Genomic DNA, 19,253 nt, shown 5'->3' on the forward strand with positions numbered 1-19,253 from the left:
GACCACCGTGCCGCACGGGTCTTTCCCGATACCCTCCAGGCTTCAGGCAGGCGACGATGCGCAGGGGGGATTCACAGTGAAGAAGCTGATCGTCCGGCTTTGGAGGTTGATCAACGGCTCGCTCCAGTGGCGCATCCTCTGGCTTCGGCACGCCAAGTTCACGGTCGGGGTGACCGGGGTCGTGCGTGACACGGACGGCAGGGTCCTCCTGCTGAAGCATCGCTTCTGGCCGGTGGGCAGGCAGTGGGGGCTGCCGACCGGCTGTGCGAACAGCTCGGAGACCTTCGAGGACACGGTCTGCCGCGAGGTGCGGGAGGAGACCGGGCTGAAGGTCCACGTCGGAGAGCTCGTTCAGCTGAAGAGCGGCTACAAGCTGCGCCTGGAGGTGGCCTACGAGGCCGAGTTCGTCGGCGGCACGCTCGAAATCGACGACTTCGAGATTCTGGAGGCGAGATGGTTCGCCCCGGACGACCTACCGGAGGAGATGCAGGAGTCGCACCGCCTGCTCATCCGCCGCGAGCATCTCTAGCCTCCATGCCACGCCTGGCGCCGAGCGATCGTGATCGGGTGATCGGGACCGGGCTGCAGGATGGGCTTTTCGGTCATGGCGAGAACTCCTTTCTTTCAAAGGTAGTCCGCCGGAGCCTCGGACCGCGCTGCCGCCACCGTCGACAAGTGGGGCCCGGCACAGCCAACCCAGGTCCCCCTGCCGTTGACCGACCGGTATCCGGCTCACCTTGTGTACGAGCAGTGGATAGGAGTCCGATGATCGTTTGTCCTGGCCCTGCACTCCGCACATGACTCCGATTGACCAGGGTGATCACCCAGATACAGCTGCTGACCTGAAGCGATGCGGCACGTGCGAAAAACCGGCCTAGCGCTGCCACGCCGCCAGCAGATCTTCCGGTGTCCAGGCCGCGGCCAGTGGAAGTCCCGGTTCGTATCCCGACCTCGACACCGCCACTTTCGGTGTCTCCACGGTCACGCCGGCGACGGCTGCGGAACCCTGGACCAGCGCGTCATAGTCATGGCGGTCGAACGGCCGGGCGTCGAGCCATTTGATCGATCCGACGAAGTGGACCCTGCTCGCGACGGGTTCCCGGTCCGCGCCCACGAGATCAATCTCGGGATTGTTCTGCCGATTCCACCACCCGCCCACAGCCTCGGTGTCCGGCCATGCGTCGTCCGGAAGCATTCTGGCCAGGCAGTCACGTACGAGTGGCTCCACCGCGCGACCTCGCCAGGCTGTCCAGGAACGTTCGATCCGTCGCAACGCCAGATCCGGTCGGCCTCTTTCACTGTCGGCGATGGCCCGCTGCAGGAACGCCAGCCAGAACCGGAGATAGTGGTCGGCCACCCGGTACCGCTTGTTCTTGGTGTCGGGCCGGTCGGAGAGCGGGAGGTCGGTCGCCACCACGCGCTTGGCGATCAGGTTCGCGAGGATCGGCGCCAGGGTGCCGGACGGCAACGGCGCCGCTCCTCCCACATTGGCGGCGATCGTGCTGAAGGTGCGTTCTCCGGTTCCAATGGCCTCCAATACGGTCCGGGTGTAGGTCGCCGACGGAAATTCTCCGAGCAGGGACAACTCGCCGGCGGCGAGAAGAGGTGAAAGCGGGTTGGCAAGACTGTCGCGCAGGAAGTCGATCCTGGACATGCCGCGCTCCCATGAACGGACCACCTCGGGGAAGCCTCCGGTGATGAGCAGCGCGTCCACGGCGTCGGCAGCGGGCAACCCTGTCATGTCGGCGACGTCCTGAAGAGCAAGAGGCCTTAGCGTCATGTGAGCAGCCCGGCCGAAGAAGGGGCGGCCGTACTCCTGTAGGGATTCCATCACCGACAGGTCGCTTCCGACGAGGATCAACAGGATCGGCCGAGCTGAGAGATACCTGTCCCAGGCCGTCTGCAGGGCACCCTCGAACTCCCCGTCCTGTTCGATCAGCCACGGAACCTCGTCAAGAACCACGATGCACGGGGTCTCATCACCCGCGGCCAGCGCCAGCGACCGGAGGGTGTGGTTCCAGTCCTGCGGCGCGGAGCCCTGAAGGAACTCGGCGCCTGCGAGTCCGGAGCAGGCGACGGTCTCGGCGAAGTCATTACGTTCCGCAACCGGACTACGACCTCTCGTCGCCTGGAAGACGACATACGGCAGGCCAGAACGATCACAGAACTCCTGCACCAGGCGCGACTTGCCCACTCGCCTGCGGCCAGTGATGATCACTGCCCGGCCTCGCGTCCCTCCCCTGCCCTCTGTCGCGAGCCGCAACTGCGCGTCGAGTTGATCGAGATCGAAGGCCCTGCCGGTAAACTCCATCGATCCTACCTTAGTAATAATCAATCTTACTTAGATGAAGTCTACATTGATGCCACTACCTGGGCGCGGAAGATGAGAAGTCGCGAAGACAGCCGCCACAGCCAGGGTGAACGGCTGGACCCTGGTCAGCCGGAACGTCAAGGACTTCGACGGCACGGGGGTGTCCGTCGTCAACCCGTTCGACCCCGCCCGATGCGGGTCGCGGGGGCGGGCACGCTCCCCGCGCCGCCGCCCGCCGCGGAGTGCCCGCTCCGGTGAGCGGTCAGCGGCTGACCCCGTCGGACGGGCGGAGCAGGTCGAGGTCGGCGCGGCGGGGGAGGCTCTCCCCGGACGCTGGAGGAGGCCGCGATGATCGACGGCGCGAGCCGGCCGGTGATCCTGTGGCGGATCCTCTTTCCCCTCGTCGCGCCGGGACTGGTCGCCACGAGTGTCTTCTCGTTCATCACCGCCTGGAACGACTTCATCTTCCGCCAGGACCTTCATCATCTCGGCCAGGGACAACCAGACGCTGCCCTCGGCCCTGCTGGTCTTCTTCAAGCCCGACGAGAACGACTGGGGCGGCATCATGGCGGCCTCGACGCTGATGACCGTTCCTGTGCTGATCTTCTTCGTGGCCGTCCAGCGCAGGCTGGTGGCCGGGCTGGGCGGGGCGGTGAAGGACTGACACCCGCCAGGCTCCGTTCCCCCTGTACCGATAATTTTTGCCTGGACCAGGGCAGAACTGTCCCTCGGGACGGTTGACAGGCCAAAATTGGTCCGTGGTCAGGATCGGATCGGTAGGAATGAGCGAGTGCGAGCGTGGGAAGCTTCCGCCAGTTCTGGGCCAGTTGTTCGCTGACGGGGCCGACGGAAGCAGCGGAGGTGAGGGCCGGAGGCTCTCGGTGGACCTGCCACCGGGGGACGTGGTGTGGCCCGACCCCGGTTACGCTCAGCTCTCGCTCCGTCGCCGTCCGGCGTTCTGGCTGAGTGAGGTGGCGGTCTCCGGCGAGTACTGGGCACGGCTGCGGTCCCAGCACGAGCACTCCGGCCTGTGGCCGGTGCTGCTGGAGGACTCGGTGCAGCCCTGGTCGGCCGGTCAGATCGCCCCGGACGCCGCCGTCGAGATCGACAACTACCAGGCCGCCGCGTTCATGGCCGAGGTGTGGTCCGACTGGATCGTCAAGGCCCACATCGACCAGCTCGAAATCCTCGACCCCTTCGGAGTCGAATGTCCGGGTCCGGCCCCTTCGGGAAGGCCTGCCGCCGATCCCGGCGTGGTCGCCGACTGGTACGCCGGCCTGGTGGCCGAGCGCAGGACCCCGCTCGGGCTCGTCGCGGTCGAGCGCGGGGCCGACGCTCTCGCCGTCATGGGCTGGCAGGGTGCCCTGAACCACAACGAGTGGATGGTCCCGCTCGCGGCCGTGGTGCGGAGCTGGGAGGACAGGTTCGGGGTGCGGGTGGTCGGCATGGGGTTCAACACCCTCGACCTCAGCGTCGCCGCACCTCCGACGACCTCGGAGCACGCCCTGCACGTCGCCGCGGAGCACTGGACGTTCTGCCCCGACAGCATCATCCAGGGCGCGGGGAGTCTCATCGACTACGCCGAGCAGATCAAGGGCAGGAACGCCTGGTCGTTCTGGTGGGACTGAGCTTGCCCGCCGCGGGTCTCCGGGGTGTGAAACCCGAGATCGGCAAGACGTTCTCGCTGGTAGGGCGGCTGTTGGTGTGACGGGGTCCCCGATGGGGCTTTCTTGGGGGTAGTAGGTAGATCTTCTGGGGTTTTCATGGCATTTGCTTTGCTTTGTCCGATTTCGTGAGTAGTGTCCATGGGTATCGGTTGGCGACCTGCCCTTCACAAGAGGGAGCGGCCGGCCGACGTCGAATCCCACAGGGCCCGCATGGTCCGGGGAACCGGGGAACCACTTTTCCGGGGTGAATCCGCCGCGAACGTGCGGCGGTAGGGCAACTCCACCGCCCGAACCCGTCAGCTAACCCGGTAGACGAGCTGGAGAGGAGATCCCCCTCATGGATCACCGCGTCACCACGTCGGTGCCCGCTCTGCCCGTGCCGACCACCTGAACTTCGTCGCTGACCCCTGTCGCCGCGCCTGAGCGCGGCACCTGGATCGTGCTCCGCGTAGCGATCGACTGATCCTGCCACGCCACTTTTCCGATGAGCGCGTCCCCGCCACTGCACTCCTCCCCATGCGTCGCACGTGGCTGCCCCGTTCCCTCGCGAAAGAGCCTCTTCTTCATGCGTCTTCCTTTTGACCTGCACAAGAACGGCCTGCATAAGAACCTCCCGAAGAACCTCCCGTACAAGAACCGCCTCGCCACCGCCGCTCTGGTCGGTGCCGGCGTGCTCGTCTCCAGCGGTGTGGCCTCCGCGCTGCCCGCCTCCTCCGCCGCTCCCGCCTCCGTCGCCGCTGCCGGTGCCACTGCCTCCGTTGCCTCCCCCGGCGCGGACACCGTGGTGGCCGCCAACGAGACCGTTCTCCTTGAGGGCTCGACCAGGGCCTCCTACTTCTGGGACGACTCCTCGGGCCGGGCCGGTGACACCGGCCTGCCGGCCAGTGGCAAGCCGATGCAGAAGGGCATGATCGCCAGCCCGAGCTGGCCCCTGTTCACCGAGGGCTATGTCATCTACAAGGGCAAGAAGGCCAAGTTCTTCGTCGGTGACCGCGGTCCCGGCGTGCCCTCCAACCGGGGCATCATGATCGACATTGATGCCAAGACCTTCGCCGACCTGACCGACGGCCGGTTCAACTCCGCCACGCTGGGTGTGGACGGCAACGGCGGCATGGGCCACATCGACATCAAGTACGTGGTCACCAAGTGGGGCGACGGCGTGGGCAAGAAGAACCACCCCGTGGCGTTCGCCACCGGTGCCTGGCGCTACCGGGACGCGAACCCGGCGAAGCCTCCGCAGACGGTCCTGGTCAAGGCCGAGCAGTCCAAGAAGTCTGTGAAGACCCAGCAGGTGATCCAGACGTTCGCCAAGCCCAAGATCATGTCCGAGCCGCTCACCGCACCTGAGGCGAGCATCGCCGCCAAGCCGGTCGCCCTGTCCGGCGCCGACGCCAAGGCCGCCGAGCAGGGTGTCCGGGACCTGGGCGCCGCCGCCCCGGTGGCGGCCGTCACCTCGGCCGGTCCGTCCGCCGGCACGGCCGCCGGCCTGGCCCTGGCGGGAGTGCTCGCCGCGGGTGGTGCCACCTACCTGGTCGCCGGCCGTCTCCGCGGTAGGGCGGGCGCCGAGGAGAGCTGAGGTCCGGCACGATCTCCGGCTTTCCTTCGCCGACGCGATCCGATGAGATCCTCCTGCGGCCCGTGCCCCCCGGGGCACGGGCCGCAGGAGGATCAGACCTCGAGCCGCTCCTCGATGCCGCGCAGGATGTGCCGTGCGAGCGCGAGGTTGGCCCGGTTCCGGTCGAGGGCCATGTAGATGAACAGGCCTTTGCCGCTCCGGCCGGAGAGCGGGCGGATCACGTGGTATTGCGTGCCGAGCGTGATGAGGATGTCCTCGATGCCGTCCTTGAGGCCGAGCGACTCCATGGTCCGCATCTTGGCCTTGACGACCTCGGTGTTACCCGCGGCCGCCACCTGGAGGTCGAGATCCTTGGAACCGCCGAGCGCGCCCAGCGCCATCCCGCTGTTGTAGTCCACGATCACCGCGCCGATGGCACCGTCGATCGCCATCATCTCCTTGAGAGAGATGTCCATGTTGCCCATGTCTGCCTCCGATCACTGAGTTATCGATATCCGTGAGGTGATGGCGGCCAATCTGGCCGCCGTCTTGCGACCCTCCAGCCTGAGCAGCCCGAGGTTGGTCCCCGGGCGTGCCAGAACCGTGAGGACGATCTTGGGGCCGGCGGCGTAGCAGGCCGCGTAGCCGTTGGTGCCGGAGATCAGCGTCTCCTCGAAGGCGCCCTTGCCGGCCATGCCGGTCATCCGGCGGCTGAGGGCCAGCAGCGCGGAGGAGAGCGCGCCGGTCTGCTCGGTGGAGGTGCCGTCGCCCAGATCACTGGCCAGGGTCAGACCGTCGACGCTGCACGCGATGCTCCCGTCCACGTCGGGTATCCGCTCCCGCAACAGCGCCATCTCGCGGTGTATCTCCTCACGCAGTTCCACCGACACCCTCCTTCCGATCAGCTTCAGCGTCCGCAGCCTTATCGGCGGCATCGAACCAGGCTCAAGTCAGTGCCTCCAATGCGTTCCTGAGCCGGATGAGCAGGTTGACGTCGGTCGGGTCCCCGGTGGCTCCGGGAAGCGACGCAGGCGTCGCCAGGGAGCCCGTTCCGGCTGCCGGGATCTCCGTGGCCCCCCTCGTCCGCCTCGGCAGCGGGTCCTGCGTGGCGGGTGCGGCGGCCGCGTCGGGTTCCGGGATGCGCAGCAGCCCACGGGAGGCGAGCTGCCGTACGGCGAGCAGCACCGAGTACGCCGGGCGGCCCAGCTTGCGCGCCAGGTCGGCCGGGGGCGCCGTGGAGTCGGCGCCGACCAGCACCTCCCACTGCAGTGAGCTCAGCACCACCCGCTGGGCGGTGATCCGCCTTCGCGGGACGACCGGGAGCGTGTCCAGCTCCGCGGACGGCCAGGTCTGTTCCAACTGCGCCTTCCTCCGCTTGCACTCCCGGAGCAGGCCGGCCGCGTCGAAGTACCACTGCGGTCCGAGCCAGTGCCGCTCTCCCCGCCGGAACCTGGGCCGGTGCCCGGTTGCCTCCAACAGGAAGTAGCTGGCGTCGAGCACCGTGCTCAGCACGCAGAACTCCAGCTCACCCCTGGTGAGCAGGCCCTGTGCGAGGAGCCGGTCGCCTCCGAGGATCTGCGGGGCGGCGACCGGCGGCTCGCCGCCCCGCAGATCCTCGGAGGCGACCTGCCTGGCCTGTCGCAGGGCATGGGCGGAGATCCCGCGGCAGGCCGCCAGCAGGTCCTCCAGCCGGGGGGCGGACGCGCTCTCGGCGTAGGTCACGCGGCCGTCGGTGAGATAGATGACGCCCGCCTTACCGAGGCGGAGCGAGCCGGTGGCGCGATCACCGGCGAGCCCACTGAGGATGATCTCGATGCTTGGCACGGCTTCACGTCGAGATCAGGCGGCCGGAAAGGGCCTGGAGGCGGTGGCGGGCCAGTGCCAGGTTCGACCGTTTCAGATCGAGCCTGACGTAAATGACCAGAGGGCCGTCGAAAAGCGTTTCCAACGGCCTCAGTAAATGGTGGCCGCCGTCCGTGGTTATGATCATGTCGTCGATCCGGACCGTACCGCCCGGTGCGGTGACGGCGAGCCCGTCCAGCGTCGCGCGCAGGGTCTCGCTCAGTCCCGCGGCAGATCTCTCCACGTCACCGTGGCGGCTCGCACCACCGGTCGCCACGACCGTCCCGCTGGTCTGATCGATGAGGATCGCGTCCAGGGCGCCGGGGATGGCCATTACCTCAGTGAGGCAGTCTTCGATTCCGAGCACGTGCTCTCCCTTGCCGACGACTTCAACGTCGCCCGGTCAGCGTAGGGAAAGCCCTCGTGGTTCGCCTTTTCTGCCTAGGTCATTGATAGGAAAAAGCGTAGGATTCACCATCTAGGTAGGAAGATATACACCCCGGGTGGGAATCAACCCGTTGGCCGGTCGGTGATAATCGCCTTTTCGTCCGGCTTGAAAACAAGACGGGGCGGGGCCGCGCTGCGGTCGGTCCTCGCGACGGGGGCACAGCGCGGTCGCGCCGCGGTCAGTTCTCGCGACGGGGGAACGTGGGCGGGTCTGCGGCGCGCCGGATCACCGCGGCGAGCTGTTCCTCGGTGAGCACGCGAGGCTCGCCGATGCTCCTGGCCCGCACGTACACCTCGCAGAGCCACTCCAGCAGCCTGGTCGCCTCGAAGGCCCCGTCCAGGTCGTCGCCGATCGTGACCCCGCCGTGGTTGGCCAGCAGCGCCGCGCGCCTGTCCGCCAGCGCGGCTCGGACGGAGGCGGCGAGCTCGGGCGTGCCGTAGGTGGCGTATTCGGCGACGCGGACGGTCCCGCCGAGCAACAGGGCGTTGTAGTGGATCGGCGGCAGCTCGCTCATGGTCGTGGCGACCACGGTGCCGAAGACGGAGTGGGTGTGCACAATCGCGCCGGCGTCGGTGGTCGTATAGACCGCCAGGTGCATGGGGGTCTCCGAGGACGGTCGCAGGTCGCCTTCGACGAGGTGGCCCTCGACGTCGACGATCGGGCAGGCCTCGGGTTCCAGCCGGTCGAGGGAGACGCCGCTGGGCGTCACGGCGACGAGTTCGCCCGCGCGCACGCTGAGATTTCCCGCGGTTCCGACGACCAGTCCGGTCGCGGCGGCTCGGCGGCCGTACTCACATAGCAGGCGGCGCTGCTCGGCCAACAACACGCCGTCAAAAGTAGGGGCTTGCGGTACGGGGCGGCAAACCCTCATTATCTGGTCTAGACCGGTTGCCGCTCATTGGCTGCCGGCGAGCATGGTTCCTTTATCTCGCCGGTTGCGGCCAAGTCAATGGTTCCGGGGAAATATCGGCCACTATGTGCCGTTCTATCATTGAATTGCACCTCCTTGGCGTTTGGTAGTTAGCGGATAGGTCGCGAGGACATCACGGCTTGGTCTAGACCGGCAGGGAAGTCTTGACGCTGGGCTCCGCGGATACGTACCTTCGGGCAAACGTTTAGGAAACTTTCCTAATTGATCCCCCGTTCAGGAGGGTTGCATGTCAAACTCGGTCGGTACGCCCGGAGACATCACCCGGCGGCAGTTGCTCCGCCGGATCGGCATGAGCGCTCTGATCGTCGGCCCGGGCGCCGGGCTGCTCAGCGCCTGCGCCACCGGCGGCGGTGCGGCTCCTTCGGCCGGCACCTCCGCGGCCCCCTCCGCAGGTGGTGCGATCTCCGCGAAGAACCCGTTCGGCGTCGCCGCCGACGCGCCGCTTGAGGTCGTCATCTTCAAGGGTGGCCTCGGCGACGGCTACGCCACCGAGGTGCACGAGCCGCTGTACAAGAAGACGTTCGCCCAGGCGCAGGTCAAGCACGTCGCCACCCAGCAGATCGCGCAGACCCTGCAGCCGCGGTTCGCCGGCGGCGACGTCCCCGACGTGATCGCCAACTCCGGCACCGACCTGATGGACAACGGAGCCCTGCAGCAGGAGGGCCAGCTCCTTGAGCTCACCGAGCTGTGGGACGCCCCCTCGATCGACGACCCGAACAAGAAGGTTCGCGACCTGGTCGCGCCCGGCACCGTCGAGTCGGGTCTCCTCGCGGGCAAGCCGTACCTGATGAACTACGTCTTCTCCGCGTACGGCCTCTGGTACGACTCCGCGCTGTTCGAGAAGAACGGCTGGACCCCGCCGAAGACCTTCGAGGAGTTCAAGGCCTTCGCCGAGAAGGCCAAGGCCGCCGGGGTCACCCCGTTCGCGTACGCGGGCAAGAACGCCGCCTACTACGCGTACTGGATGATCCTCATCTCCGCCGCGAAGATCGAGGGCAACCAGATCCTGCTCGACGTCGACAACCTCGTCGACGGCGTCTGGCAGCGCGACGCCATGAAGCAGTCCGCCGCCGCCTGGGCCGAGATCGCCAAGTACATGGACAAGTCCTTCGAGGGCCTGATCCACACCGCGGTTCAGCTCCGCCAGAACCAGGGCAAGGTCGCCCTCTATCCCTCCGGTTCCTGGCTGGAGAACGAGCAGAAGAGCCAGACCCCCGAGGGGTTCAAATACGCGCTGGCGCCCACCCCCAGCGTCACCGCTGCCGACAAGATGCCCTACGAGGCCATCCGCGCCGCCGCCGGCGAGGCGTACATCGTCCCGGCCAAGGCCAAGAACCCCAAGGGCGGCCTGGAGTACCTGCGCATCATGCTCTCCAAGGAGGGCGCGAGGGGCTTCACCGAGAAGTCGGGCAACATCACCGTCGTGACCGGCGCCGCCGACGGCCTGGAGCTGTCGCCGGGCAACGCCAGCCTCAGCGCCGCGCAGACCGCCGCCGGCCAGAACGTCGTCACCTTCAGCAGCTTCGAGAACTGGTACAAGGAGTTCGAGACCGAGCTGCGCAAGCAGACCAACGCGCTCATGTTCGGCCGCATCTCCGGCGACGAGTTCTGCGAGAAGATGCAGAAGGCCGCCGACAAGACGAAGGCCGACTCGTCCATCACCAAGCAGACCCGGACGGTGTAGCCCCGATGCGGCAAGGCAGGTATCCGTTCATCGTCGGCTTTCTCGCCGCGCCGGTGCTCCTCTACGTGGTCTTCGTGGTCAGCCCGTACATCCAGGCTTTCTACATCGCGCTGACCGACTGGAAGGGCATCTCGGCGAACCCCCGGTTCATCGGCCTGGAGAACTTCGCCAGGCTTCTTGACGACGAGGTCTTCTGGGCTGCGGTGCGTCACCACGGTGTTCTGCTGCTTGTCATGCCGCTGGTCACCATCGTGATCGCCCTGTTCTTCTCCTTCCTGCTCAACCTGAGCGGCGGGCAGCGGGGCGGCCGGATGACCGGGATCCGGGGCTCGAAGGTCTATCGCGTGATCTTCTTCATGCCCCAGGTCCTGGCCGTCGCCATCGTCGGCGTGCTCTTCCAGGCGATCTACAGCCCGGAGCGGGTCGGTGTGGTCAACGGTCTGCTCGACAAGATCGGGGTGGAGCCGGTCGGATGGCTGATCGACCCCGACCTCGCCCTGTGGACGATCATCAGCGTGATGGTCTGGCAGGCCGTCGGCTTCTACGTGGTGCTGTTCTCGGCAGGCATGTCCTCCATCCCCAAGGACGTGTTCGAGGCCGCCGCACTCGACGGCGCGGGCAGGTTCACCCTGTTCTTCAAGATCACGATTCCGCTGCTCTGGGACACCATGCAGGTCGCCTGGGTCTATCTCGGCATCGCCGCCTTCGACGCCTTCGCCTTGGTCCAGGTCCTCTCGGTCGACCGCGGCGGGCCCGACAACGCCACGACGGTGCTCCCGATGGAGATCTGGCGCACGGCGTTCAACTTCTCCAAGTTCGGCTACGCGTCGGCGATGGGCGTGGCGCTGTTCTTCATGACCATCACGTTCGCCGCCCTCACCCTGCGCGTGACCCGGCGCGAGAGGATCGAGTTCTGATGGCCACGGACACGGCTCGCAAGCCCTCCGCCCGCCCTTCCGCCCACGCGCGCGTCAAGCGCGGGAAGGCGAACTCGCTCGGCCCCTTCGGCGCGCTCTCCCACCTCGCGCTCCTGGTCTGGGCGATCCTGATCGTCGGCCCGATCCTCTGGACGTTCCTGGCCTCTTTCAAGACCAATACCGAGATCTTCGGGGACGCCATCACGCTGCCCGCCTCCTTCGGCTGGGACGCCTGGGGCCGGGCCTGGGAGAAGGCACACGTCGGGCAGTACATGCTGAACACCATCTTCGTGGTGGCGTGCAGCACGGCCGGCACCATGCTGCTGGGCTCGATGGCCGCGTACGTGCTGGCGCGCTACACCTTCCCCGGCAACAGGGCGATCTACTTCCTGTTCGTGTCGGGGATGACGTTCCCGGTCTTCCTCGCGCTGGTCCCGCTCTTCCTCGTGGTGAAGAACCTCGGCCTGATCGACACCCACCTCGGCGTGATCCTGGTCTACATCGCCTACTCGCTGCCGTTCACCGTCTTCTTCCTGTCGGCGTTCTTCAAGACGTTGCCCACCTCGGTGGCGGAGGCGGCGATGATGGACGGCTGCTCGCACACCCGGACGTTCTTCCAGATCATGGTGCCGATGGCCAAGCCGGGGCTGGTCAGCATCACGATCTTCAACATCCTGGGTCAGTGGAACCAGTACCTCCTGCCGATCGTGCTGCTGTCGGGCAATGTCGAGGAAAAGTGGCTGATCACCCAGGGTGTCGCCAACATCTCCACCAGCGCCGGGTACGAGGCCGACTGGCCCGGGCTGTTCGCCGCGCTGAGCATGGCCATCATCCCGGTCATGATCGTCTACATCATCTTCCAGCGCCAGATCCAGTCGGGTCTCACCTCCGGTGCCGTCAAATGACCGGATCCGGTCAAATTACAAGCTCCGGCGAGTAATCCGGGGGTGTCGCCGGGAGTCGTTCTTATAATGGAGCCTGTCCCGGCTGCCCGGCCTCCTGCCCGAACTGGAGCCCCTCCTTGAGGGGACCAGCCACGCCACCGCCATGGCCCAGGGCATCATGGCCATGGCCCGGCGCGCCGGGAGCCTGCCCAGGCTTGGCGTCTTCGCCGGGGACATGATCTCCTGGGAGGATGAACCTGCTTGACGACTCCGCGGTGAACGACAGACTCGCCGGCCTGCCCGAGTGGCGACGCGAGGGAGACGAGATCCGCCGGAAGATCACCGCTATCGACTTCCCGACCGCGATCCGCATCGTGGACGAGGTCGCGGTCGAGGCCGAGAAGCTCAACCACCACCCCGACATCGACATCCGCTGGCGCACCCTTCACCTGGCGCTCAGCACGCACGACGCCGGCGGGCTGACGGAGATGGACTTCACCCTGGCCACCCGCATCGACGAGATAGCCGCCGCCAACGCCTGAGCGCCCCCAGGAGGGCCGGGTCGGTTGGCGGCCGTCTTCGCACCTGGCCGGGTGCGAAGGGGCGAAGGGGCGAAGGGGGAGGGGCGAAAGCCGGGGATCGCGGAGGCCGGAAGCGGTCAATACCGAGTGTGATCAGACGATTACTGGTTATGGTGGGCGCTGCACTGTTCCGGCCCGCCAAGGAGATCGTGGATGCGCATTCTGGGAGTTCTCGCCGTCGCCCTGCTCTGCGCCGGCTGTGCCGAGCGGGCCGCCGACCCCCATCCGGCAGGGCACGGACCGGCCGCCACCCCGAGCGCCTCGGGGATCCGCCTTGTCGGGGGCGGAGTCTTCTCCGCCCCCGGACCTCGGGCCTCCACCATCGCCTACGACACCGCGCTGGTGCCGCCGGGAGCCGCGGCCCGGGTCACCGCGGAGTCGGGGGCGGTGCTCGCCACCTCCACGGTCACCGTCACGGGCATGCTCCCGGGACGCACGTACGGGGTGCACCTGCACGTCAACCCGTGCGGTCTCAAGCCCGAGGACGCCGGGCCGCACTACCAGCACACCCACACCCACGCCAGTGCCAAGAACGAGGTCTGGCTCGACTTCACCACCGACGCCCGGGGTGAGGCCCGCGCCACCGCCACCCGGGACTGGGCGTTCGTCGCGGGCCGGCTGCCCAGGTCGTTGGTGATCCACGCCGAGCCCACCCGCACCGTCGGCACCGAAGCCGGCAGCGCCGGCCCCCGAGTCGCCTGCGTCACCCTTACCGAGCCTTAGGGCCTGCCCCTTGGGTCCCCCGGTGCCGGGCGTTCCGCGATCAGGCGTGGCCCGCGGGGATGGTGCCGAGGCGTCCCGCCTGGTAGTCCTCGAACGCCTTGGCGAGCTCCGCCTGGGTGTTCATCACGAACGGCCCGTAGTGCGCGACCGGCTCGCCGATCGGACGGCCGCCGAGCACGATGACCTCCATGTTGGGGCTCCGGCTCTCCTGGGTGCCGGCCGCGGAGAGTGTGATGGTCTCGCCGTCGGTGCCCAGTCCCGGAAGGTTGCCGAAGCCGTCGAAGACGGCCAGCCGGCCGGACTCGATCGGCTGCCGGTCGCCGCCGGCGGTGCCGCGGCCCGACAGGACGTACGCGAGCGCGTTGAAATCCTTGCGCCAGGGGAGCGTCAGCTGGGAGCCGGGGCTCAGGGAGGCGTGCAGCAGGGTGATCGGCGTTCTGGTGGAGCCGGGGCCGGTGAACTCGCCGACCTCGCCTGCGATCAGGCGGACCAGCGCCCCCCCGTCGTGACTGCTGAGCAGGACGACGTTGGCCCTGCCGATGTCCTGATACTTCGGCTCGACCATCTTCTCCCTGCCGGGGAGGTTGACCCAGAGCTGGATCCCGTGGAACAGGCCGCCCTTGGCGACCAGCCACTCGGGGGGAGCCTCCTTGTGCAGGATTCCACCGCCGGCCGTCATCCACTGGGTGTCGCCGTCGGAGATCGTGCCGCCACCACCGTGCGAGTCGGCGTGGTCCATCACGCCGTCGATCATGTAGGTGACGGTCTCGAAGCCCCGGTGCGGGTGCCAGGGGGTGCCCTTGGGCTCGCCCGGCGCGTAGTCGACCTCGCCCATCTGGTCCATCATGATGAACGGGTCGAGATACTGGGACTTGATCGTCGCAAGTGCCTTGCGGACAGGGAAGCCCTCTCCCTCGAATCCGCTCGGGGCGGTGGTGATGGCCAGCACCTGGCGCTCGTGGACCGCGTTCAGCGGCTGCGGCAGGCGGGGCAGGGTCAGCGGGTTCTCTACGGTCACGGCCGGCATTGTGGATTCCTTCCTGCGATGTTCGCAGGCGACAACTCAGTTGATGTTTCAACTATTCCATGGCGGGCGAGACCGGGGCGGCGGACCGGTCACGGGTCAGCCGAAGACCGCGGGCGGGGGGACCGGGAGGACCACGGCGTCGCCGTCGTGCAGCGGGCGGGCTCCGGCGATGAACCTGACGATGTCCTCGCCGTACACGCAGCGGGTCTGGGTGAGGCCGCCCGCGGCCCTGCGGGTCAGGTCGGAGACGGGGAGCGGCACGCGGGAGGCGACGACGATGAGGTTGCCGAAGCGGCGGCCCCGCATGACACCCGGCTCGGCGAGCAGCGCGATCTGGGGGAAGGTGCCGCGGACGGTGGCGAGCACCCGGCGGGTGAAGGCCAGCCCCTTGCCGTCGGCGACGTTGATCAGCACGGTGCCGGTGGTGCGCAGGACGCGGGCGACGTCCCCCATGTACTCGGAGGTGGCCAGCTCGATCGGCATCGTGGCACCGCTGAAGGCGTCCAGCACGAGCAGGTCGGCCGAGTCGTCGGTGAGTCCGGCGGTGGCGGTGCGTCCGTCGAGGATCCTGACCTTGAGCCGGGGCACCGACTTCAGCCGGAGCTGGTCCCTGACGAGCTGGACGAGCCCCTCGTCGGGCTCGGCGACGATCTGCCGGGATCCGGGACGGGTCGCCGCGACGTAGCGGGGCAGGGTGCAGGCGCAACCGCCCACGTGCACCGCGTCCAGCGGCCCCTCCCCGAGGAGGTCGACGACGTCGGCCATCAGCCGGACGTACTCGAAGTCGAGGTAGGTGGCGTCGTCGAGGTCGACGTACGACTGCGGCACGCCGTCCTTGGAGACCACCCAGCCGGAGGGCCTGTCGAGATCCTGCAGAAGGTCGACCTCGCCGAAGGTCACCGGATACCGTCCCGGCATCGGCCCCCGCTCTTCCCGCCTGCCCATCAGCTGGATCCTCTTTTCCACGACGTGAACCCGGAGAGAAACCATATGCGCAGCCGAGGGTCCCCGTTTCCATCGCGGTGGAGTTCCCGTCCGGCGGGGTGGAGTCCCGTCCGGCGGGGTGGAGTCCCGTCCGGCGGGGTGGAGTCCCGTCCGGCGGGGTGGAGTCCCGTCCGGCCGCGGCGGGGGGAGACGCCGGCCACCCGGTCGCGGCGTGTAGGGGGAATCACAGCCTACGATTTAGTAACTTACGCTACCGTAGGTTTATGGCCACGACCGTTACAGAAACGCTCGCCGAGTCCGTCAAGCCCCGCCTCCGCGGCTGGTTGCACGCCGGGGCGCTCCCCGTGGCACTCGTTGCGGGATTCGTCCTGGTCGCGCTGGGGCCCACCCCGCAGGCGAGGATCACCGCCGCGATCTACGCGATCACCTCCGGCCTGCTCTTCGGAATCTCGGCCACCTATCACCGGGGGGTGCTCTCCCCGCGGACGGAGGAGGTGCTCCACCGGCTCGACCACGCCAACATCTATCTGATCATCGCGGGCACCTACACCCCGTTCGCGCTGCTCGCCCTGGACGGTCAGGCCGGCGCGGTGGTGCTCGGCGTGATCTGGGCGGGTGCGATCGCCGGGGTGCTCTTCCGGGTGCTGTGGGTCGGTGCCCCCCGGTGGCTCTCGACCGCCCTCTACATCGGCCTCGGCTGGACCGCCGTCTTCGTGCTGCCGCAGCTCGTGGCGGGCGCCGGCGTGGTCGCGGTGGCCCTGCTCTTCCTCGGTGGGGTGCTCTACACGGTGGGCGGCGTCGTGTACGCCATGAAGCGGCCAGATCCCTCCCCCCGGTGGTTCGGCTTTCACGAGGTCTTCCACGCCTTCACCGTCGCCGCCTACCTGGTGCAGTACGTGGCGGTCTCCCTGGTGGTCTACGCGGCGGCGTAACGTGCCGCGCTGACGCGAATCCAGGATCCGGGCACCGGGAAGTGCGTAACGGCAGGCCGATTTGACTGATCTGTGGTCTCGGCAGGGGGGAACCCCGGGAAGGGAGACGGTCATACGAGAGGAGCTCGGGCCGCACGGTCCCGGCGCCCGGGTGTCCATGTCCAGCTTGCCGCTATACCGGAAAATCTTCATAAGAGTCGCCTCTGATGCGTAATCTCTCCGTGTAGATGCGTCAATGACGGGGGATCATCTCTTCGGATTACCCGTGGAGGGGACATGGACGTGCACGGCCGTCTCGCTCGTCATCTGCTCGTCGACGGCTACCGGCTGGTGCTGGACCTCGAACGGAGCCGAGGTTCCCGGCTCGTCGACGCCCGCACCGGCCGAAGCTACCTGGACTTCTACAGTTTCTTCGCCTCGGCCCCGCTCGGGGTGAACCCGTTCGACGACGACCCCGAGTTCCTGGCGCTGCTCGGCCACGTCGCCGCGAACAAGCCCGCCAACTCCGACCTCTACACCTCCCACCTCGCCGACTTCGCCGACACGTTCGCCAGGGTGCTCGGTGACCCCGAGCTGCCGCACCTGTTCTTCGTGGAGGGCGGATCCCTTGCCGTGGAGAACGCGCTGAAGTGCGCCTTCGACTGGAAGAGTCGTCTCAACGCCTCGCGGGGGCGATCCCCCGAGCTCGGCGGCAAGGTGCTCCATCTCACCCGCGCCTTCCACGGGCGCAGCGGCTACACGCTCTCGCTGACCAACACCGACCCGGTCAAGACAGACCGGTTCCCGAAGTTCGACTGGCCCAGGATCGAGGTGCCCGCGATCCACCTCGGGGACGTCGAGGCGGCCGAGGAGAGGTCCCTGGCCGCGGCACGGGCGGCCTTCGAGCGCCACCCCCACGACATCGCCTGCTTCATCGCCGAACCCATCCAGGGGGAGGGCGGCGACAACCACATGCGGGCGGAGTTCCTGCTCGCGATGGAGCGGCTCTGCCACGAGCATGACGCCCTTCTCGTCATGGACGAGGTGCAGACCGGCGCCGGGATCACAGGCACCCCCTGGGCCTACCAGCAGCTCGGCCTGAGTCCCGATGTCGTGGCCTTCGCCAAGAAGGTCCAGGTGGGCGGGATCATGGCGGGCCGCAGGGTCGACGAGGTGCCGGACAACGTGTTCCAGGTCAGCGGCAGGATCAACTCGACCTGGGGCGGAGGGCTGGTCGACATGGTCCGCTCCCGCCGGATGCTGGAGATCGTGGAGCGCGACGGCCTGATCCCGCGCGCGGGCAGGCTCGGCGCCGAGCTCCTTGAGATGCTGCTGGAGATCCAGGCCGACTTCCCCGGCCTGGTGGAGAACGCCCGGGGGCGCGGCCTGATGTGCGCGTTCGACCTGCCGGACGCCGCGGAGCGCGACCTGGCGGTGGCCAGGCTCAGGAAGGACGAGGGCGTGCTGGTCCTGCCCTGCGGCGAACGCTCGGTGCGGCTGCGCCCGGCGCTCTCGATCACCTCGGAGGAGCTGGCGGAGGGCACCTCCGCCATCGCCCGTGCCCTGGAGGCCTCCCGCCCGCCGAGGCGTACCGCCCGGCACGGCCTGACGCCTCCGAAGCGGTCCGGAGATGTCGTGCCGCCGTTCAGCAGTGCTGAGGATCCTCGCGCGCGGCCCGTTCCAGCCACAGATCGATCGCGGTGACCCGCGAGTCGACGCCGAGCTTGGCGTATATCCGGTTCACGTGATTCTTCACGGTCTTCTCGCTCAGAAACAGGTGCCGGGCGATCTGCCCGTTGGAGCGACCCGTCGCGATCAGTTCCATGACCTCGGTCTCGCGCCTGCTCAAGCCCGTCACGACTGTGGGTTCCGCGTCGAACGTGGCATCGTCGACTCTCATTCGGCCTCCGTGGTTGCAACACGGTCAGGTCGCCGAAACCCCCGATCCTACGGCGTAGCGATAGCTGCGAGCATAACCCGCAATATCCACTTTTGGTGGGTAAAGGGATTGGAAATACGGAACGGCCGGTCCCGAGGGACCGGCCGTTCTGATGGGGTGAGCGAGGGGACTTGAACCCCCGGCATCTAGGACCACAACCTAGCGCTCTGCCAACTGAGCTACGCCCACCATCGCCGCCGTGGCAGCACATGAAAAGTGTAGCGGTCTTTGGGAGTCGTTTCGTACCGGGTTTCGCGCGAACCGATCAAGATTTCTGCGTGGACACGCTCTCGGCCAGTTCCCTGGCGGTGGCGGAGTCGGGACCAGGCTGGGGCACGAAGACCGCCGCGCGGTAGTAGCGCAGCTCCCGGATGCTCTCCACGATGTCGGCCAGCGCGCGGTGACCGCCCTGCTTCTCGGGCGAGGCGAAGTAGACCCGTGGGTACCAGCGCCGGGCCAGTTCCTTCACCGAGGAGACGTCGATCATCCGATAGTGCAGGAAGGCGTCCACGGCGGCCATGTCACGGGAGAGGAACGACCGGTCGGTGGAGATGGAGTTGCCGCACAGCGGGGCCTTCTTCGGCTCCTTGATGTGTCCCTTGAGGTATTCGAGCACCATGGTCTCGGCCTCGGCCAGCGTGACGCCCTCGCTCAGCGCGTCCAGCAGGCCGGAGGCGGTGTGCATCTCCCGCACCACCTCCGACATCTGCTCGATGGACTCGGGAGGAGGCTTGATGACCACGTCCACACCCTCGTCAAGCTGGTTCAGCTCGCCGTCGGTGACCACGCAGGCCACCTCGACAAGCGCGTCACGGCCAAGGTCAAGCCCGGTCATCTCACAGTCGATCCAGACCAGCAGGTCACTCATAGCCTTCAGGGTAGTACTCA

At 67.6% G+C, this 19,253-nt stretch carries 22 protein-coding genes, 1 tRNA gene, 1 pseudogene and 1 riboswitch; of the genes and pseudogenes, 12 read left to right on the forward strand and 12 right to left on the reverse strand.

All coding sequences use genetic code 11. The features are described from left to right. The first annotated feature begins 76 nt into the window (after positions 1 to 76). Positions 77 to 529 (forward strand): NUDIX domain-containing protein, encoded by a 453-nt coding sequence (locus OIE13_RS02800; protein ID WP_326643450.1) that lies wholly within the window; start codon positions 77 to 79, stop codon positions 527 to 529. Positions 530 to 874: 345 nt separating this feature from the next. Here OIE13_RS02800 and OIE13_RS02805 read toward each other — a convergent pair whose 3' ends face one another. Beyond that, positions 875 to 2,311, reverse strand: a complete 1,437-nt coding sequence (locus OIE13_RS02805; RefSeq protein ID WP_326643448.1) for an ATP-binding protein — start codon at positions 2,309 to 2,311, stop codon at positions 875 to 877. Between the two features lie 106 nt (positions 2,312 to 2,417). On the opposite strand from OIE13_RS02805, the gene OIE13_RS02810 reads away from it, so the two are divergent. From OIE13_RS02810 to OIE13_RS02820, 3 genes and pseudogenes are all read left to right on the forward strand, one after another. Next, the gene (locus OIE13_RS02810; RefSeq protein ID WP_326643446.1) at positions 2,418 to 2,663 is read left to right on the forward strand and encodes a hypothetical protein; all 246 of its coding nucleotides are present in this window, start codon (positions 2,418 to 2,420) and stop codon (positions 2,661 to 2,663) included. Further along, a pseudogene (locus OIE13_RS02815) lies at positions 2,636 to 2,975 on the forward strand (carbohydrate ABC transporter permease); the annotation flags it as partial. The gene OIE13_RS02810 and the pseudogene OIE13_RS02815, both read left to right, overlap by 28 nt. A 217-nt stretch (positions 2,976 to 3,192) precedes the next feature. Further along, the gene (locus tag OIE13_RS02820; RefSeq protein ID WP_326643444.1) at positions 3,193 to 3,939 is read left to right on the forward strand and encodes a DUF4253 domain-containing protein; all 747 of its coding nucleotides are present in this window, start codon (positions 3,193 to 3,195) and stop codon (positions 3,937 to 3,939) included. 217 nt (positions 3,940 to 4,156) lie between these two features. Next, a riboswitch (cyclic di-AMP (ydaO/yuaA leader) is annotated at positions 4,157 to 4,308 on the forward strand. A gap of 12 nt (positions 4,309 to 4,320) precedes the next feature. Here OIE13_RS02820 and OIE13_RS02825 read toward each other — a convergent pair. Then, positions 4,321 to 4,545 (reverse strand): hypothetical protein, encoded by a 225-nt coding sequence (locus OIE13_RS02825; protein WP_326643442.1) that lies wholly within the window; start codon positions 4,543 to 4,545, stop codon positions 4,321 to 4,323. On the opposite strand from OIE13_RS02825, the gene OIE13_RS02830 reads away from it, so the two are divergent. Further along, complete coding sequence (locus OIE13_RS02830; protein WP_326643440.1) at positions 4,544 to 5,554, forward strand: hypothetical protein; 1,011 nt, start codon at positions 4,544 to 4,546, stop codon at positions 5,552 to 5,554. The genes OIE13_RS02825 and OIE13_RS02830 overlap by 2 nt on opposite strands. A 92-nt stretch (positions 5,555 to 5,646) precedes the next feature. Here OIE13_RS02830 and OIE13_RS02835 read toward each other — a convergent pair whose 3' ends face one another. From OIE13_RS02835 to OIE13_RS02855, 5 genes are all read right to left on the reverse strand, one after another. Beyond that, positions 5,647 to 6,018 (reverse strand): hypothetical protein, encoded by a 372-nt coding sequence (locus tag OIE13_RS02835; RefSeq protein WP_326643438.1) that lies wholly within the window; start codon positions 6,016 to 6,018, stop codon positions 5,647 to 5,649. Between the two features lie 12 nt (positions 6,019 to 6,030). Next, positions 6,031 to 6,417, reverse strand: coding sequence for a roadblock/LC7 domain-containing protein (locus OIE13_RS02840; protein WP_326643437.1), 387 nt, complete (start codon positions 6,415 to 6,417; stop codon positions 6,031 to 6,033). Between the two features lie 61 nt (positions 6,418 to 6,478). After that, the gene (locus OIE13_RS02845) at positions 6,479 to 7,357 is read right to left on the reverse strand and encodes a hypothetical protein (RefSeq protein ID WP_326643436.1); all 879 of its coding nucleotides are present in this window, start codon (positions 7,355 to 7,357) and stop codon (positions 6,479 to 6,481) included. Positions 7,358 to 7,361: 4 nt separating this feature from the next. Next, positions 7,362 to 7,742 carry a roadblock/LC7 domain-containing protein gene (locus tag OIE13_RS02850; protein WP_326643434.1) on the reverse strand — a complete coding sequence of 127 codons (381 nt, stop codon included), beginning with the start codon at positions 7,740 to 7,742 and terminating at the stop codon, positions 7,362 to 7,364. 259 nt (positions 7,743 to 8,001) lie between these two features. Next, a complete protein-coding gene (locus tag OIE13_RS02855) occupies positions 8,002 to 8,649 on the reverse strand; it encodes a class II aldolase/adducin family protein (protein ID WP_326643432.1) in 648 nt (215 codons plus the stop codon). Positions 8,650 to 8,980: 331 nt separating this feature from the next. Between OIE13_RS02855 and ngcE the strand changes: the two genes are divergently transcribed. The 5 genes from ngcE (at position 8,981) to OIE13_RS02880 (ending at position 13,543) form a co-directional block, all read left to right on the forward strand. Beyond that, on the forward strand, positions 8,981 to 10,438 hold the full coding sequence (gene ngcE / locus OIE13_RS02860; protein WP_326643430.1) for an N-acetylglucosamine/diacetylchitobiose ABC transporter substrate-binding protein: 1,458 nt from the start codon (positions 8,981 to 8,983) through the stop codon (positions 10,436 to 10,438). Positions 10,439 to 10,443: 5 nt separating this feature from the next. Further along, on the forward strand, positions 10,444 to 11,355 hold the full coding sequence (locus tag OIE13_RS02865; protein WP_326643428.1) for a carbohydrate ABC transporter permease: 912 nt from the start codon (positions 10,444 to 10,446) through the stop codon (positions 11,353 to 11,355). Then, entirely contained in the window at positions 11,355 to 12,260 is a 906-nt protein-coding gene (locus tag OIE13_RS02870) for a carbohydrate ABC transporter permease (RefSeq protein WP_326643425.1), read from the forward strand. Before OIE13_RS02865 ends, OIE13_RS02870 begins: the two co-directional genes overlap by 1 nt. A 230-nt stretch (positions 12,261 to 12,490) precedes the next feature. Next, a complete protein-coding gene (locus OIE13_RS02875) occupies positions 12,491 to 12,781 on the forward strand; it encodes a 4a-hydroxytetrahydrobiopterin dehydratase (protein ID WP_326643424.1) in 291 nt (96 codons plus the stop codon). A gap of 192 nt (positions 12,782 to 12,973) precedes the next feature. Beyond that, positions 12,974 to 13,543, forward strand: coding sequence for a superoxide dismutase family protein (locus OIE13_RS02880; RefSeq protein ID WP_326643422.1), 570 nt, complete (start codon positions 12,974 to 12,976; stop codon positions 13,541 to 13,543). Positions 13,544 to 13,583: 40 nt separating this feature from the next. On the opposite strand, the gene OIE13_RS02885 is transcribed toward OIE13_RS02880, so the two are convergent. Together OIE13_RS02885 and OIE13_RS02890 are read right to left on the reverse strand one after the other, a co-directional pair. Continuing rightward, positions 13,584 to 14,570 (reverse strand): pirin family protein, encoded by a 987-nt coding sequence (locus OIE13_RS02885; protein WP_326643420.1) that lies wholly within the window; start codon positions 14,568 to 14,570, stop codon positions 13,584 to 13,586. A gap of 96 nt (positions 14,571 to 14,666) precedes the next feature. Beyond that, entirely contained in the window at positions 14,667 to 15,515 is an 849-nt protein-coding gene (locus OIE13_RS02890; protein ID WP_326643418.1) for a spermidine synthase, read from the reverse strand. 263 nt (positions 15,516 to 15,778) lie between these two features. Here OIE13_RS02890 and trhA point away from each other — a divergent pair, with 263 nt between their 5' ends. Both trhA and lat read left to right on the forward strand, forming a co-directional pair. Further along, positions 15,779 to 16,447, forward strand: a complete 669-nt coding sequence (gene trhA / locus OIE13_RS02895) for a PAQR family membrane homeostasis protein TrhA (RefSeq protein WP_326643416.1) — start codon at positions 15,779 to 15,781, stop codon at positions 16,445 to 16,447. A 276-nt stretch (positions 16,448 to 16,723) separates the two neighbouring features. Then, a complete protein-coding gene (lat, locus tag OIE13_RS02900) occupies positions 16,724 to 18,130 on the forward strand; it encodes an L-lysine 6-transaminase (RefSeq protein ID WP_326643414.1) in 1,407 nt (468 codons plus the stop codon). Here lat and OIE13_RS02905 read toward each other — a convergent pair. The 3 genes from OIE13_RS02905 to orn form a co-directional block, all read right to left on the reverse strand. Then, positions 18,072 to 18,326: a helix-turn-helix domain-containing protein gene (locus OIE13_RS02905; protein ID WP_326643412.1), complete on the reverse strand. Its 255-nt coding sequence runs from the start codon at positions 18,324 to 18,326 to the stop codon at positions 18,072 to 18,074. The two genes, lat and OIE13_RS02905, sit on opposite strands and share 59 nt — an antisense overlap. A gap of 152 nt (positions 18,327 to 18,478) precedes the next feature. Further along, a tRNA-His gene (locus OIE13_RS02910) sits at positions 18,479 to 18,554 on the reverse strand. 76 nt (positions 18,555 to 18,630) lie between these two features. Next, entirely contained in the window at positions 18,631 to 19,233 is a 603-nt protein-coding gene (gene orn, locus OIE13_RS02915; protein ID WP_326643410.1) for an oligoribonuclease, read from the reverse strand. Positions 19,234 to 19,253 lie beyond the last annotated feature (20 nt).

It is taken from the genome of Streptosporangium sp. NBC_01810 (genome assembly GCF_035917355.1).
In the GTDB taxonomy this organism is placed as follows: Bacteria; Actinomycetota; Actinomycetes; order Streptosporangiales; family Streptosporangiaceae; genus Streptosporangium.

Excerpts from the sequence above, each read along its gene's own strand:
- OIE13_RS02805 (WP_326643448.1), bottom strand. The coding sequence starts at position 2,311 with ATGGAGTTTACCGGCAGGGCCTTCGATCTCGATCAACTCGACGCGCAG.
- OIE13_RS02830 (WP_326643440.1), top strand. The coding sequence starts at position 4,544 with ATGCGTCTTCCTTTTGACCTGCACAAGAACGGCCTGCATAAGAACCTC.
- OIE13_RS02825 (WP_326643442.1), bottom strand. The coding sequence starts at position 4,545 with ATGAAGAAGAGGCTCTTTCGCGAGGGAACGGGGCAGCCACGTGCGACG.
- OIE13_RS02835 (WP_326643438.1), bottom strand. The coding sequence starts at position 6,018 with ATGGGCAACATGGACATCTCTCTCAAGGAGATGATGGCGATCGACGGT.
- ngcE (WP_326643430.1), top strand. The coding sequence starts at position 8,981 with ATGTCAAACTCGGTCGGTACGCCCGGAGACATCACCCGGCGGCAGTTG.
- OIE13_RS02865 (WP_326643428.1), top strand. The coding sequence starts at position 10,444 with ATGCGGCAAGGCAGGTATCCGTTCATCGTCGGCTTTCTCGCCGCGCCG.
- OIE13_RS02870 (WP_326643425.1), top strand. The coding sequence starts at position 11,355 with ATGGCCACGGACACGGCTCGCAAGCCCTCCGCCCGCCCTTCCGCCCAC.
- OIE13_RS02875 (WP_326643424.1), top strand. The coding sequence starts at position 12,491 with ATGAACCTGCTTGACGACTCCGCGGTGAACGACAGACTCGCCGGCCTG.
- OIE13_RS02880 (WP_326643422.1), top strand. The coding sequence starts at position 12,974 with ATGCGCATTCTGGGAGTTCTCGCCGTCGCCCTGCTCTGCGCCGGCTGT.
- OIE13_RS02885 (WP_326643420.1), bottom strand. The coding sequence starts at position 14,570 with ATGCCGGCCGTGACCGTAGAGAACCCGCTGACCCTGCCCCGCCTGCCG.
- OIE13_RS02890 (WP_326643418.1), bottom strand. The coding sequence starts at position 15,515 with ATGGGCAGGCGGGAAGAGCGGGGGCCGATGCCGGGACGGTATCCGGTG.
- trhA (WP_326643416.1), top strand. The coding sequence starts at position 15,779 with ATGGCCACGACCGTTACAGAAACGCTCGCCGAGTCCGTCAAGCCCCGC.
- lat (WP_326643414.1), top strand. The coding sequence starts at position 16,724 with ATGGACGTGCACGGCCGTCTCGCTCGTCATCTGCTCGTCGACGGCTAC.
- OIE13_RS02905 (WP_326643412.1), bottom strand. The coding sequence starts at position 18,326 with ATGAGAGTCGACGATGCCACGTTCGACGCGGAACCCACAGTCGTGACG.
- orn (WP_326643410.1), bottom strand. The coding sequence starts at position 19,233 with ATGAGTGACCTGCTGGTCTGGATCGACTGTGAGATGACCGGGCTTGAC.